Source organism: Amycolatopsis sp. NPDC000009, from assembly GCF_055563465.1.
Genome location: NZ_JBVHDI010000002.1, coordinates 454,285 through 468,940 on the forward strand (window position 1 = coordinate 454,285; position 14,656 = coordinate 468,940).

11 protein-coding genes and 1 tRNA gene are annotated in these 14,656 nt (G+C 67.2%); 5 read left to right on the forward strand and 7 right to left on the reverse strand.

Annotated features, from left to right (window positions below):
- Positions 1–44 precede the first annotated feature (44 nt).
- Positions 45–431, forward strand: a complete 387-nt coding sequence (locus tag ACZ3HL_RS08265) for a cupin (protein ID WP_465529643.1) — start codon at positions 45–47, stop codon at positions 429–431.
- Here the strand turns inward: ACZ3HL_RS08265 and ACZ3HL_RS08270 are convergent.
- The 7 genes from ACZ3HL_RS08270 to ACZ3HL_RS08300 form a co-directional block, all read right to left on the reverse strand.
- A complete protein-coding gene (locus ACZ3HL_RS08270) occupies positions 428–1,645 on the reverse strand; it encodes a TIGR02679 family protein (protein ID WP_465529645.1) in 1,218 nt (405 codons plus the stop codon). The genes ACZ3HL_RS08265 and ACZ3HL_RS08270 overlap by 4 nt on opposite strands.
- Complete coding sequence (locus ACZ3HL_RS08275; RefSeq protein ID WP_465529647.1) at positions 1,645–5,682, reverse strand: TIGR02680 family protein; 4,038 nt, start codon at positions 5,680–5,682, stop codon at positions 1,645–1,647. Before ACZ3HL_RS08275 ends, ACZ3HL_RS08270 begins: the two co-directional genes overlap by 1 nt.
- Positions 5,679–6,872, reverse strand: a complete 1,194-nt coding sequence (locus ACZ3HL_RS08280) for a TIGR02678 family protein (RefSeq protein ID WP_465529649.1) — start codon at positions 6,870–6,872, stop codon at positions 5,679–5,681. The genes ACZ3HL_RS08275 and ACZ3HL_RS08280 overlap by 4 nt, the downstream gene beginning before the upstream one ends.
- Positions 6,869–8,413, reverse strand: coding sequence for a TIGR02677 family protein (locus ACZ3HL_RS08285; RefSeq protein ID WP_465529651.1), 1,545 nt, complete (start codon positions 8,411–8,413; stop codon positions 6,869–6,871). Before ACZ3HL_RS08285 ends, ACZ3HL_RS08280 begins: the two co-directional genes overlap by 4 nt.
- Before the next feature lie 56 nt (positions 8,414–8,469).
- The gene (locus ACZ3HL_RS08290) at positions 8,470–8,973 is read right to left on the reverse strand and encodes a DUF6907 domain-containing protein (protein ID WP_465530015.1); all 504 of its coding nucleotides are present in this window, start codon (positions 8,971–8,973) and stop codon (positions 8,470–8,472) included.
- 73 nt (positions 8,974–9,046) lie between these two features.
- Complete coding sequence (locus ACZ3HL_RS08295; RefSeq protein WP_465529653.1) at positions 9,047–10,573, reverse strand: CBS domain-containing protein; 1,527 nt, start codon at positions 10,571–10,573, stop codon at positions 9,047–9,049.
- Between the two features lie 168 nt (positions 10,574–10,741).
- Positions 10,742–10,814 (reverse strand) — tRNA-Arg (locus tag ACZ3HL_RS08300).
- A gap of 370 nt (positions 10,815–11,184) precedes the next feature.
- Here ACZ3HL_RS08300 and ACZ3HL_RS08305 point away from each other — a divergent pair.
- From ACZ3HL_RS08305 to ACZ3HL_RS08320, 4 genes are all read left to right on the forward strand, one after another.
- Positions 11,185–11,838, forward strand: a complete 654-nt coding sequence (locus ACZ3HL_RS08305) for a response regulator (RefSeq protein WP_005155565.1) — start codon at positions 11,185–11,187, stop codon at positions 11,836–11,838.
- Positions 11,838–12,452 (forward strand): trimeric intracellular cation channel family protein, encoded by a 615-nt coding sequence (locus ACZ3HL_RS08310; RefSeq protein WP_192743658.1) that lies wholly within the window; start codon positions 11,838–11,840, stop codon positions 12,450–12,452. Before ACZ3HL_RS08305 ends, ACZ3HL_RS08310 begins: the two co-directional genes overlap by 1 nt.
- A gap of 85 nt (positions 12,453–12,537) precedes the next feature.
- Positions 12,538–13,230: a response regulator transcription factor gene (locus ACZ3HL_RS08315; RefSeq protein ID WP_465410949.1), complete on the forward strand. Its 693-nt coding sequence runs from the start codon at positions 12,538–12,540 to the stop codon at positions 13,228–13,230.
- Positions 13,227–14,651, forward strand: a complete 1,425-nt coding sequence (locus ACZ3HL_RS08320; RefSeq protein WP_465529655.1) for a HAMP domain-containing sensor histidine kinase — start codon at positions 13,227–13,229, stop codon at positions 14,649–14,651. The genes ACZ3HL_RS08315 and ACZ3HL_RS08320 overlap by 4 nt, the downstream gene beginning before the upstream one ends.
- Positions 14,652–14,656 lie beyond the last annotated feature (5 nt).

The window sequence follows — 14,656 nt, forward strand, 5'->3', positions numbered from 1 at the left end:
CTCCAGTTAACTAAGTGGAGAGAATTCCACTTAAGGAGACCTGGATGTCCGTCGAACACTTCACGAGCGATGACGCTTCGACCTGGTTCCAGCGGCTCGACCAGCGGATCTTCCTGGCCGACGTCGTCTCGCAAGGCAGCAGCGCGGCGATGTCCGTCGGCTTCGCCCGCTACGGGAAGGGCGAGAAGAATCCTTGGAAGATGACCTACGACGAGGCACTCGTCATCACTTCCGGCACTTTCACCGTCGAGGGCCCTTCGGGCTCGGTGACGGCTCGGCCCGGCGAGGTGATTTACCTGCGGGCGGGGATTGAGCTCGTCTACGCGGCCGATGAGGACACGGAACTGGTCTATGTCACCTACCCACACTGGCTGGCCGCCACGGAGTCTTCCGTCGAAGCGCATCGGCTCGACGATTTCCACGAGGCCTAGCGGAGGTCCTCCAACAAGGCGGGGAGGACGAGTTCCTCTTCGATGCGCACGCCGCGTCGCTCCAGGGCCGGCCGTAGTTCCGGATCCCACGTCGCGTCCGCCGGTCTTCCCGTCAGTGGGCCGCCTGCCACAGCCGATGCGGAGTACGCCGAAGCGTCGAAACGCCACGGCTCCCAGGGAACCCGCTCTCGCAGGGTGTTACCGATCCGAATGCCGCCCCAATCGAAGTCGCCGTGGTACCTGAAACCGGCTCCCTCCGCCGCGAGGAGATCGAGCAGACGCCATACCGCGGCCGAGGGCTGGCCGTTCACGCAGACGAGAGGAGGGCAGCCGTGGCCCAGCTCATCGGCCGCCGACGCCAGGACGATCGGGTTCTCGCACACCGACACCATCCCGGCTCCGACGCCGAGCCGCGCGGTGGTCAGCTGGCGTAGCGTCAGGACAAACGGTTCGCCGGACTCCTTCGCCAGCGCCAGCATGCGGCCGGTCATCGTGTCCACGCCACCGGGCAAGCCGAGGCACAACACGGACGAGGACAGCTCGTCACGATGTACGCCGACCGCCGCCCAGGAAGTCCGGCGTTCACCCGCTGTGCCGTCTCCGGCCGGGGGACTGCCACGAAGGACCCTCGCCGCCGAAAGAACGACGGTCGCCAAGGGACACCCGTCGTCCAGGCCATGTGCGTCGCCAGTGGTTTCCGCCGCGAGCCTGCCAAGCGCGATGCCCTTCGAGGGCAACTCGGCGAGGACGCGGACAGCCGCGGTGACCAACGCCGAAGCACTTTCCGGATCGGCGGCCAGCCTCCGGATCAGCCCGGTGGAGTCCAACCACGCCCGCCACGTCGCCAGCAAGGGACGTTGTGCGACCAGTTCGTCCAGGGGGCTGAAAGCCGCCGACCAGGCCGCGGCCTCAGCCGCACGGGATGGCACGGCCCCGATCAGTAGCCGGGCCGCGTCGGCCAGCCCACCCGGGGCCGCACCGCTGCGACGGAGCACCGCGTCGACTTCGTCGAGTGAAACGCTCAGCGAAGTGCCGGTACCGGCACGGCGGCCGAGCAATCGCTCGATTGCCCTGCGCTGGTCGTGCGTCGCCGAGCCGAGAGTGACGACTCCGCTCAACGGCCTGTCGGCGATCATCCGACGGTGTAGGCGATCGAGCAGCCACGCGGTCTCCTCACCGCCCAAGAGCCTGCGAAGGCGATCAAGATCGGTCATCAGACAGTCGGGACGTGGGGGAGCGGCCGTTGCCGCTGGACACGCTCGCGGCCGTCCCACCGCCAAGGGGTCACCAGCACGGCGTCGATACCGTCGCGCCGGGCGAGCTGGGCGATGGCCAGACCGGGCACCTGCGGGTAGCAACCCCATTCGCGTTCGCTGGTCATCACGACGTCGAGGTCGAACGCGGCGAGCAGGCCGAGGCACTTGGCCCGCGAGTCGTCGTCGACCCCGGCGAACGCTTCGTCGAGCGCGACCAGACGCGGGGTGTGGGGATTGGCCGAAGACGAGTAGAACGAGGAGGCCGCGGCGAACAGCGGAACCGACGCGGCGAGCACCCGTTCACCGCCGGACGCCGGTCCGGTCGCCGATCGCCACTGGCCGTCCTGGTAGCGCTGGATCGCGAATTCGTGCCAGGACCGGTAGTCCAGCGCACGGGTCAACTGTTCGACCCAGCCGCCGGCCGCGTCTTCGGCGTGCTCGCGGTTGATCTGCTCCTGCAGAAACCCGCCGACGGCGGTCCGGTCTTCCGCACTCCAGGCGTCGGCGGTTTGCCGTAACAACCGGTCTCGCACCCGGGCGAGCCCGTCAGGCGCCGTTCGCGAAGTACGCCACTGCAACCGCAGACGCATTCCGGTCGATGTCGGCCGGGCCTCCAGATCGGTGTTGATGGACCGGACCTGATCCTCGGCGTTGCCGATCAATTCCTGCAGCGTGCCCGCCACTTCGTTGATGAGATGATTCTCGAGGATTTCCCGTTCTTTGGCCGAAAGCAGGTTCGCGCGCTGCTCGTTCTCCACTTCCAAAGCGGCCACCAGCGTCGGAATGTCCTGGGTGCGGCCTTGGAACAGCACATCGACGACGATGATCCCGTCCCGAACGGTCATGCCGACCGAATGGCCGTGCCTGGACAGCGCGTCGGTCAGCAGTTTGTGCTCAGCCGACACTTTCTGCTGTACCAGTTCCCAAGGCCGGTCAGCGTCGTCCACGCCGTCCAACGCGGCGTTGATGGCCCGCGCGAGGGCGACAGCCGGGTTGGGGGCCCACTCCTTGCCGGGATCGGGGAATTCCACTTCGGGGACGGCCGTCGTCAACAGTCCTGTCGTCGCGAAGACCCGCAGCTCATTGATGGCCTGGTCACGTTCGGCCACGGCGGTAGTGATCGAATCGCGCAGCGTCTCACGTCGTCCGTTGGCTGTACCCCGTTCTTCGCGCAAGCCCCGTTCGTCTTCTCGCACCTGGTTCTCACGGGCCTCGCGCTCGTCCAGTTCCCTGCCGACCACGGCGAGCTTCCGATAGAGCTCATCGACTCCCGCGCCCGCGGTCTCGACCAGTACCCGGTGACGTTCCGCCACGACCTCGGCGTCGGCGCGGGCTTCCGCGGCCGACTGCCGTGCTTCGCCGTGGTGTTCGGCGGCGGCTCGCAGTTCGTCCTCGGCCTTGGCGGATCCGGCCCGTGCCCGAGCCAGCGCTCGCGCCGCGGGCCAAAGCTCTGCCAAAGCGACCCGGTAGTCACCAACGGCCCTGCGAACCAGGGCCAGCTCATCGGGATCCGTTGGCAGACCGACATCTCCGGCGAACTCGATGACCGTTCCGCGAGCCAGCTCGGCCACGTCGGCACACTCGTCGGAAGCTGTGACGGCTTCGCCGAGGCGGCCGTCGATCCGGCGTTTCGACTTATGCTCCTCGGCGAGCATGACATGAGCTTCGCGGAGATCGTTGTCCTTCGGCTGAGCCCGTTGTTCCGCGGTGAGGGCGGCACGCTGGGTCGCCAGGCTTTCGGCGGCGTCCGCCAACTCGGCGAGGCGCCGGTCCAGTCGGGCGCTCTCGACCCGCAGCCGACGGACGCGTTCCCTGCGCGAGGCTTCGCGCGCGCCCTCACCCAGGTAACCGGCGGTGTCCTTGTGCCACGCCCCGCTCAACACGCCGACAGCGAACCTGCCGTCCACCGCGATCCAAGTGCCTGCACCGGGACCTAGGCCGATCGCGCGCAAGACCGATGCGACCACGTCGTCATCCAGGGCCGCAGCCTGGGAATCGGCCCGGTCCACCGCCGGCGCGAGCACAGCGGTGAGGCCGCCCGCCGGTGCGGCGTCGCCCGGTTTGACGACCACGTCTCCGGTCAGCGTGCTGTGCAGTTCACCGTCTGGGGTCACCCAAGCGTCGAGGATGCCAGCGGCCTCCAAAGCCGCTTCGAGGCCGGCTCGGTGCTCCGCGCCGACGCCGGGGACGAAGTCCACGACCTTCCACAGTGGAGCGCCGGGGCGCCTCGCACGTGCCTCTTCGTCACGGGTGTACGGCCTCGGCGGAGCGTCGTGACCGCCCGCCTCAAGCCGGGCGATCTCGGCGCCGATCGCTTGCCGCTCGTTTCCCGCCGCCGCTCGCTCGGCGTCGAGGGCGGCTTGCCTGCGACCGAGTTCGGAGGTCGCCCGCAGCACGGCTTCTTCCACGGCCGACGCCGCGGGGTTGGCACCGGACAGTGTCTCGGTCCACGAGTCCAGTGAGTCGAGCAGGCCGTCCATATCGGACAGGGCGAATTGCTCGGTCGCCGCCAGGTATGAGCGGTAGGAGGCGACGAGCGCCGCACCGTGTCCGGCGATGTTCTCCTCGGCCGCGGTGATCCGCTCGGCGGCGCTCTGCTGCTCGGCGGTGATCCGGTCCACGCTTTCGCGTGCCGAACGCAGCGCGGCTTCGGCCTGCGTCGCGGCGTTGAGCAACTGTTGCAGCTGCTCGACAGCCTTGGTCTGCCGTTCGATGAGGGCCTGCCCGGCTCGCTCGTCTTCGTCGGCGACGACAGCGGCATGTCCCCCTGCCACATACGCCGCCTCGGCGGCCTCGCGCGCGGTGTTCTTGGCCCGCGCCAAAACCTCCGAGTCGGCTTCGGTCGTTCGCCGTGCAGTCTCGGCCTGCTCTTCACGGCGCCGCAGGTTCTCGGCGGCCGACGTCAGGTCGCGTTCCCGCCCTACGGCGAATTTCGAGAGCTTCTCGGCCTCTTCCCCCACCCTTTTCAGGTTTTCGGCGTCCCGCATTTCCGGACTGCTCTGCAGCGCGGTACGGCGTGTCTCCAACTGGGTCTTCGCCGTCGCGAGCTCATCGAGCAGTCGCTGTGTACCTTCGAGTGCCAGCGTCGCCTTTTCGTAAGCGGTCTCGGCTTCACCCAGCTCACGGCCGAGCTGTTCGTACCTGCTGTGGGTGTGGCGGACCGGCGCCGCGCGGCGTTTGGCCGCGATCCGGGAATAACGCCGGTAATGGGTGAGGAATTGTTCCGCCGCAGTCTTGGCTTCGGCGAGGGCGCGTAATGTCTCCCGTTCTTCGTCCAGTCCACGGAACGCTTCCGCGACCGTGGCCACCAAAGCCGGGTCGAGTGGAGGGAGTGCTTCGGTGAGTGCTCGGGACAGCAGTTTCTCGTCCGGTTTCTTCGACAGCTGCGGTTGCCGTAGCTGGATCAGAAGATTGACGAGGGCTTCGTAGCGGTGCGTCCCCAGCCCGAACAGTGCCTCATCCACCGCCCGCCGGTATTCCGACGCGGTGTCGTACACCAGACCGTGCCCGTCGACCGCGTCCTTGAGCTTTTCCCTGGTCAAGGCCACCCGGGTTGGGCTCACCAGGGAAAGGTCCTGTCCGACGCGCTGGCCGGTCACGAAGAACCAGTGCCGGGCGATGCCGCGTCCGGCGACGGCCTTGAGGCCGCAGCCGATCGTGCGGTACTCGGCGCTCCCGTCCGGAAGAGCACGACCGAATTCCAGCCAGGTGTAGCCGAGTCGTTCGTTGTGTGGATGTTTCCCGCCGAGCAACAGGTTCCATTCCATGCGTTTGTTGCGGTCGCCGTCCGGCTCCACCCGATGTGCCGACAATTCGCCGTCGAGCAGGAACGGCAGGGTCAGCGCGAGCACCTTGGACTTGCCGGTTCCGTTGTTGCCGCGCAGCAACAAGCGGCCGTCGTGAAAATGGAACTCTTCGAGGTCGTAGTAGAACAGGTCGACGAGGCCGGCGCGAAGTGGTATCCAGCGGGCCCTGTCCGGAACGGGCAAAGTCATTTCCCGGTCTTCCTCTCCCGAATGGTGGGCGCGTCGAGCCGGTAACGGCCGATCGCGGGCAGCGCGCGCACCATCGGCGGATCCCCTTCGGAATCCTCGACGAGCCGCAGCGCGCGCAGCTTGTGCAACGCGATGGCGAGGAGTTCTTCGTCAGCGCCTTCTTCGGTGACTCCGCGGCGCCAGTAGGTGGCGTGCTCACGGGCGATTTTCCGGACATACGCCAGTACCCGCTCGATCGGCACCGGCCCGTTCCGGGCCGCGAGATACTCGGCGACGAGCAGGGTCGCATGCCCATCCGTGCGCTGCTCCGGCATACGAACGTCGGTCAGTTCATCGTCGGGATCGACCATCGCGATGCCCTCCGCGCGGACTTCGGCGACCAACCCGGTAGCGACCTCGATCCGGTGCGTTATCGCGTGACGTTGGCTGGTCAGGTACGCACGCTCGTCGTCGGTCAGCTCGTCGTAGTAGACGACCGGATCGTCGAGCAGGCGGCGGGTGAGCCGGTGGCGTAAGGCTCGATTGCGCAGGTCGTCGGTGTCGGCGACGGGCTCGTGGGCCAACTCTTCGAGCCTGGCTTCGAAATCGGCGGCGTTGATCGTCGAAGGGCCTCGGCCACTGGTCAAGAGCGCGGCCAGCACTCGGCGCTGTACGTCGTAGAGGACGTCCCCGTTGTCGCTCAGGTAGGAGTCTTCTTCGCCCGCGACACGCTCGAGTACACCCCAGGTGAGCAGCAATCGGACCGCGGCGACGAGATCCGAACGTTCGTCACGCCTGCTCATCGTGAACGACACGCCCGCGTCGACCAGCTCGGGTTCACCCGCGGCGGCGAGCACACCTTCGGCGAGACGGCCGAGAGTGATCTGCGCGTCGGCGCGTTCCAAGACGGCCAGCGCCAAGCAGAGCAGGACGTACCTGCGGCGGCCGAACGGCGGTTTGCCTTTACCGTCCCGCGCCGGATGGGTCTGGTCGGTCAACGTCGGCGCGGTTTTGAACAGCCGTGCGGACTCGGCACCGACCGTCAGCCGCCATCCCGTCTCAAGGGAGAGCCAATCACGCAGCTCCGCCGCGTGGCGCCTGACCAAGCGCAGAATCTCGTCGTCCGCGCCCGCTGTCAGCAACGGTTTGGCGAGCAGCGCCCGCAGGGCTTTCCGTTTCTGGGCAACGCTTTCGTCGACGGGCGCGGTCACGCGATCGCTTCCATTCGGCCGCGGCCGACCAGGTCGATGATCTCAATCAGGTGCTCCGGCCCGCTCAGCACACCGTCTTCGGTGTCGATTCGCACCGTTCCGCCGCCACGCACGAGGGCAAGCCGGATCTCCATCGTGCCGTCGCTGGTGGTGGTGCGGACTTCGTGGTCACCGGGCGCACGGGCCGAGAGCGCGTCGCCGAGAAGGCCGAGGAAGAGCCGGAACGCACGAGCGTCGAGTTCGCCGAGCGCCGACAGCCGGATCGGCCCCGGTGTCGCCAACCGCTCTCGCGCCTCGGCGACCTGCTCGGATTCGAAAGCTGCCTGCTCGGCGAGAATCCGTCGCTGTTCCGCCCGGTCCGCGACCCGGTTGGGCTGGCCGCGTCGCTCGTAGGATCCTGTTTTACGCAGTTGCGGGCTGATGTGCACCCCGGGCGCGTCCCGCCACGGTGTACTCGGAGCGGGCTGCGCTTCTTCCCACGCGGCAACGGTTTCGTGGTCGGCGGTGAGGTGCCTCGCGGAACTGAGCCCGAACGCCGTCCGCCACAGGCGGTGCGCCGCGCCATCGTCCGGGGCCTCGGCGAACCACCGCGCCAAGGTACGGAAGTCAGCCGACCGATCGGAACGTCCGGAGCGACGTTCGTTGAGCGCGGCCACCGTGTCGATGAGCTGGGTGATCGCCGTGACAGCGGCGCCGCGTAGCAGCCGAGCCTGCGACTGATGGCGGGAATCGGCCGAGACGAACCAGTCGTGCAGCCCCCGCCAGCGATTTCGCCAAGTGCCATAGCAATTCTCGATGGCGGCCGCGTTCTCGTGGTCGTCCGGCGCGACATCCGCCGCCTCGCGTTCCGCGGCCACCATGAGCAGCTGTTCCACGCCGGTTTCCTCGATCCGGCCGAGCAAGGTGGCGATCTCCGCACCCCGGTTCGCGAGGTCGGCTATGAACCGATTGACGTAGTCGATCAACCGTTGCTTGTACGCGACGAACGCCTCCACGTCACCGTCGGCGAAATCGATGACACGGCGCAGCGACGCCATGAACGCCTGCGCGTTGTCCGCCAAGCCGGTGAATCGTTCGGCGAGCGCGAGCAGGAGCAGATGAACCTTCGCCGGATCGAGTTCCCGCGCGCCGGCCAGTTCCACGAGCGCCCGCAGTTGCGCCGCGATGTCCTCCAGCGCCACCGATTGCAGCGACCCGCGGCGGCCCAGCGCCTGGTCATAAACCGCCAGTGCTTCTTCAGCAGCCTGGCCTGCCGCCGTGAGCTGGTACAGGTACCGGGCACGATGGAAGTCGGCGACACTGGTCACCCGGCTCGTGTCCGGATCGGCCCGCAAGTTGCCCCAGTCGACCAGCTTGTCCAGCGCGTCCGCGATCTGCTCGATGTCGCCCGGCCTGCCGAGGTCCGCCGTGACGTCCTCGGGGCGCATGTGCACGATGAACCGGTCTCTCGCCCGCGCAAAGGTCAGCAGGACGTCGCGATAGAGCGCCGCGTTCGGCGCACTGAGGTGCGCGAACGGTTGAGGCTCCTGGTGGACGGTCACGATCCCATTATGGGGAGGGCACCGACAGTTCCGGTCGCGCCCCTCCGGACGCCTGGTCAGCACGCTTTTGCCGCCGCCAGCGGGGTCGCTTGCCGCTCGGTCATGTCGGCCGCGGAGCTCAGCGTTGCGGCCAGTTCACGGGCTTCGGCCGGAGTCAGGTACCAGCCCTGATTGGTTTCGCCCTTGCCGCACCGGATACGTGGCTCGATTTCGCGTACACCTTGGACAAGGTGCACGGTCGCGTACTCGGGTTGGTAGGACAGGCCGTTACCCATCTTGTCGCCGTCTTCCAGCACAAGAGGGACATTGCCCGTCCACTCCGACAGGTGGTAGCGGTCTTCGTCGTCATCGCTGTGCCACCCGGAGTTACACCGCCAGAGGCATGGCTGGGTCAGCCAAAGACGGAATCCGTACAGATGCGTGCATGTTCGTCCGCACAAACGACGATGTCCGCGCCATCGAGGCGCCACTACGCGGATGGTCAGCCTCGGCACTCTCGCCGCCCTCGGTGAGGGGAAGTACCGGGCTGACGTGGTGCTGCAGGCGCCGGGCGGTGTCATCACGATGACGGATCCGGACGGGCGCCCCGCAGGTCGTTGACAGACGGGCGCGGATGTAGTGGACCCGCCTGGCTTAGGTGGCCTGCGCAGACTGATCGACCGCTCGAATCATTGCGCAGAATCCTTCGATTACGGTCAGGTCATGTTCGGGGATCATTTCGCCGGAAAAATGCATGAGCTCATTGCGAATGTTCTTGACCTTTGTCAGGAGGTCAAGGAAGGTTTGATGATCAAGCGGCCACTTCGTCAACTTGAAGTTGTCGAGTTCGGTGAATATTCTGACGTAGTTGCCAAACGTGGGATTGCCATTCGCCCACTTCGGGACGATCTTGACAAGGGTATCTTCCGGGATGCACCTTTTGGTATTGCGGCGAAGGCGGAGTTCTGTTTCCTCCAGTAGCGAGAACGGGCGGGCAAGTGTGCCGAACTGGCGCGCCAGGTCGCTGGCGGTGATGATGCCGATGAGGGTGCGACGATCGTCGCCTCGTACCAGTACGTAGCCTCGGCGATAGATTTCGTCGATCTGGTCGAACAGTTCGTCGTCATAGTCGACGACTCGAACTTTTTCGGTCGCATCGCGCAAGGTCGTGTCCGGATTGGTCAGGCGTGCTCGTCCGATCGATTCCCAGCTCACGGCCCCCTTGTAATCTCCATGTTCGTCGACGACCGCGAGCTGCGAGTAGTTCCTGGCGAGCATCAAGGTAATAGCTGCAGTGAGCGGACTGTCGGGAGATATTTTTTCGATACTGGGCTCATCCGGGAGGATGGCTTGTACTCGCCACTTCGTGGGAAGTTCGTCGAGGGCCTCAGTGTCCGCGAGGTCGGATTGCCCGCCTTGGTCCGGGGAGGCGTCGGGCTCGGCGGCCACCTGTAGCAGCTCGACGACCATGTCCATGCGTGCTGTGGTGAACGGAGGCTTCGTGGAAATCCCACGATCCGCCAGTTCTCCCTGGACGGTCTCCAGTGAGGTCGCCGTTCGACGACTGAAGCCCCATTTGGTCAGTAGCTCGCGTACCGTCAATTTGACAGGCTCGGTACCGGCTTCTACGGCTTCCCAGAGATCTGCGAGGGTCGCGTCCGGTGCGACACTCGCGGAAACGTGACGCCAGCCAGGATCAGGGCGCCGAGCGGCAACCTCGCTGATTCGCCGGACAGCCTCATGGCGACTGAGCTGGCATACGGTCAGTAATGAACCGAGGCTGCTGCGCAGATCTGGTTGGAATTCGCTTGCGTCTACGTCCGTTCGGATCCATCGCACCGGACGGATATGCCGAAAACCAGCTGCTTTGTCGTCTCGATGGCGATACGGGCCCGTGATCTCGCCGATCGCGAGTTTCTGTTTGCTCTTGACGGGCATCACTATCAGGTCGCCCTCGCTCATCTCCTGAGAGAATCGCCAGAGCTGGCCGGTCCAGTTGCCGATGACGTATCCCGAACGTTGCGGATAGAGTGCTTGAATCTGAGCCTTCAGCGCAGGGCGGGTCTCGAATTGACCGAGGTCTGGAATTCGCTCCCAGCCGACGATCGCGAGCCCGGCGTCCAGCGCTTCTTGGTCACGTTCGCCGCGCCTTCCGGCACGAACTTGCCATGCAGCAGTCACTGCTTCCCCCTCTGGAAGCCGGACAGAACAACTCAGATTAGCGGGCGTTGTCAAGCCCATTGGAGTCACGCGGGGCGTGAACCTGGCTGACGTCAACGCCACGGGCGAGGTGTCGGTCCGGCTGTGGTGAGACTCCTGAGGTCGCGGTAAAGCGAAGGGCCAATTGTGTGCCCCCGGCAGGATTCGAACCTGCGACACCCGCTTTAGGAGAGCGGTGCTCTATCCCCTGAGCTACGAGGGCATGTACTGCCAGGCGCAGCCTACCGCGTAGTTACGCGTATCGGCACAGGAGGTCGAAGTCGCCCTTGAGGTGAGCAAGCGGCCGGCCCGGTGAACACCACGAAACCCCCGAACGGCGGTTGCCCAAGAGCCCGCAAGCGGGCAACGGCCGAACCGAGACACTGGCCGCCCAGTGACACTCGACCTGCGGATCCGTCGAGGAGCAGCCACACTCTCCAGCAGGAAATCAGGGTCTGAATCGACGCCTAGATCGACACAGATGACCCGCGCGGGTCACTCGTACGTGTCTGGTTTCGAAACCCTGAACAACAGTAGGTAATCTTCGTTAACGGGACGCGAGACGCCGCTCCCCCGGCTGCCGGAGGGCTTCGTTGATCAAGCTCATGTTCGCCGACGACGAGGAACTGGTCCGTTCGGGCCTGCGTGCCATGATGTCGGGTGCTGCCGACATCGAGATCGTGGGCGAGGCGAGCGACGGGAGATCAGCGGTCGAGGTCGCCCGGAGGTACCACCCTGACGTCGCGTTGCTGGACATCAAGATGCGGGCGCCTGACGACGGTATCCGCGCGCTGCGGGCCATCCTCGCGCTGCCGGATCCGCCGACCGTGGCCATGTTGACCACGTTCGACATCGACGACTACGTCAGTCTCGCGCTCAGGCTCGGGGCCAACGGCTTCCTCCTGAAGGACATCGACCCGGCGGCGCTGCTCAGGGCGGTGCGCGACCTCGCCAGGGGCGGCGCGGTGCTGGATCCGGGGGTCGCGGCGCGCATGGTCCAGTCGCATCGGGACGAGCAGCGGGCCGCGCAGCCGGCGCGCAAGCTGCTCGCGTCGCTGTCCGAGCGGGAGCGTGAGGTCGTCGGGCTGATCGGGCAGGGGCTGTCCAACGCGGAGATCGGCGGACGCCTTCACCTGTCCGAGGCGACGGTCAAGGGCTACGTCTCGGCCGTCCTGTCCAAGATCGGCGCGGCGAACCGGGTGCAGGCCGCGCTGCTGGCCTACCGCGGTGGCCTGCTCGACCAGTAATGATCCTCACCGCGCTCGAGTTCCTCGGCTTGATCGCGTTCGCCGCTTCGGGGGCGCTCGCGGCGGTGCGGGCCAGGTTGGACGTCTTCGGGGTGGTCGTCGTCGGGTTGACGACCGCGCTCGGCGGCGGAGTGATCCGTGACGTCCTGCTCGGGATCACGCCGCCCACGACCCTGCGGACCTGGCCTTATCTCGCGGTCTGCGGCGGGACGGCGCTGGTCGTGTTCGTCTTCCATCCGCAGATCGCGAAGCTGAGGCGCGCCGTGCTGCTCGCGGACGCGCTCGGGCTCGGGGTGTTCGCGACGGCGGGGACCACCATCGCGTTGAACGCGGGCGCCACTCCCTACGCGGCGTGCCTGATCGGCATGACGACGGGTATCGGTGGCGGCGCTGTGCGTGATCTCCTGCTGCGGGAAATCCCGCTCGTGCTGCGGAAGGAGATCTATGCGGTCGCGGCGCTCGCGGGGGCGGTGCTCGTCGTGATCGGTCACGCTCTGCGACTGCCGCCGGGGCCGGTGACGGTGGTAGCAGCAGCCGCCGTGGTGGGGGTCCGGATGCTCGCTTTGTGGCGTAGATGGAACGCACCCGTTGCGAAAGGGCCCGAGACCGGCTGAAACATCTTCCGGACCGCCGGATTTCCTTTGTTTGTTCTGTGTGTGTTCTTAGGCGAGTCTCAGCACTCTGCGTAAGACTGTCGCCATGCGCATCCTCGTAGTGGACGACGACAGGGCCGTCCGTGAATCACTCAGGCGATCCCTTGAGTTCAACGGCTACCAGGTGGAGCTGGCCGGGGACGGCGCGCAGGCCCTCGAAGCGATCATCGCCAACAGACCCGACGCGATGGTCCTCGACGTGATGATGCCGCGGCTCGACGGCCTGGAGGTCGCCCGGCGGCTGCGAAGCACCGGTGACGATCTGCCCATTCTCGTCCTCACGGCGCGGGACACGGTTTCGGACCGCGTGTCCGGCCTCGACGCCGGCGCCGACGACTACCTGCCGAAGCCCTTCGCGCTCGAAGAGCTGCTCGCGCGCCTTCGTGCGCTTCTGCGCCGGGCGATCCCGGATCCGCAGGCCGGACAGAACGCCGAGGTCCTCGCGTTCGCGGACCTCACCTTGGACCCGGGGACGCGCGAGGTGCGCCGGGCGGGGCGGGAGATCAGCCTCACCAGGACCGAATTCGCCCTGCTGGAGCTGTTCCTCTCCTACCCGAAGCACGTTCTGACCCGCAGCCGGATCCTGGAGGAAGTGTGGGGATACGACTTCCCGACCTCGGGCAACGCGCTGGAGGTCTACGTCGGCTATTTGCGCCGAAAGACCGAGGCTGGGAACGAACCGAGGCTGATCCACACGGTGCGGGGAGTGGGCTACGTCCTGAGGGAAACCCCGCCGTGACCGAACCCGTCCCGGTCGTCGACGTGTCCGAAAAGGATCCGCGCGGCGACCGCTGGGGCACGCGGCGCTTCTCGCTCCGCGGCCGGGTGACGCTGCTCGCGGCCGCTTCGGTGGCGGGTGCGGTGGCGCTGGTGTCCCTCGGCGCGTATCTCGTCGTGAAGGACAACCTCTATCAGCAGGTGGACGACAACCTGCTCGCCCGTGCGCAGGCCGCGGTCGACTCCCCGCAGGTGCAGACCGAGCTGCAGCAGGTGCCCGGCGCCTTCCTCGCCAGCGCGGACCTGCAGATCGGCCAGCTGACGGTCGGGGAAAAGATCCGGCTGACCTTCCCGCAGTCCGGCAGCCGCCCGCCGTACGGCGCGGACGAGATCGCGGTCGCCACCGGCGAGTCGCCGTTCTCCCTGCGCACCGACCCGAGGACCGACAGCCGCGTCGTCGCCCTCCCGCAGGGCGACGGCCAGGCGATGGTGCTCGCCCAGTCGCTCGGGCCGACGAAGCGCACCCTGAACGAGCTTTCGGTGGTCCTGTTCCTGATCGGCGGCGCCGGGATCCTGGTCGCCGCGGCCGCGGGAACGGCCGTCGCGAGAGCGGGCCTGCGGCCGGTCGACAGGCTCACGTCGGCGGCGGAACGCGTCGCCACCACGGGTGACCTGCGGCCGATCCCGGTGAGCGGTGACGACGAACTCGCCCGCCTCACCCAGAGTTTCAACACGATGCTGGGCACGGTCGCCGAATCGCAGGAACGGCAACGGCAGCTCGTCGCCGACGCCGGCCACGAGCTCCGCACCCCGCTGACGTCGCTCCGCACCAACCTGGAGCTGCTCCTGTCCGCGAGCAGGCCGGGCGCGCGGACGCTGTCCGACGAGGACCGCAGCGACATCGAGGCCGACATCCGCGGCCAGCTCGACGAGCTGACCCAGCTGATCGGCGACCTCGTCGAGCTGGCGCGCCAGGACGAGCCGCGGATCGAGCACGAGCGGGTCGAGATGGTCGACGTCGTCGAGCGCGCGCTGGACAGGGCCCGCCGCCGCGCGGGCGAGATCGAGTTCGACGTCTCGCTCCAGCCGTGGGTGCTGACCGGCGACACCAGCGCGCTGGAACGCGCGGTGCTGAACCTCCTGGACAACGCGGTGAAGTTCTCGCCGGAAGGATCGACGGTCGGGGTACGGCTGTACCCGGTCGGCGACGGCACCGCGGTGCTCGAAGTCGAAGACTCCGGGCCGGGAATCGCCGACGAGGACCTGCCGAAGGTGTTCGACCGCTTCTACCGCTCGTCGGAGGCGCGGACGCTGCCAGGTTCCGGCCTCGGCCTCGCCATCGTCCAGCACGCGGCGCAGCGGCACGGCGGCGACGTCTACGCGGGCCGCGCGTCCACCGGTGGCGCGCTGATGACCTTGCGGCTCCCGGGAGCCCCGGCCTGACGGGT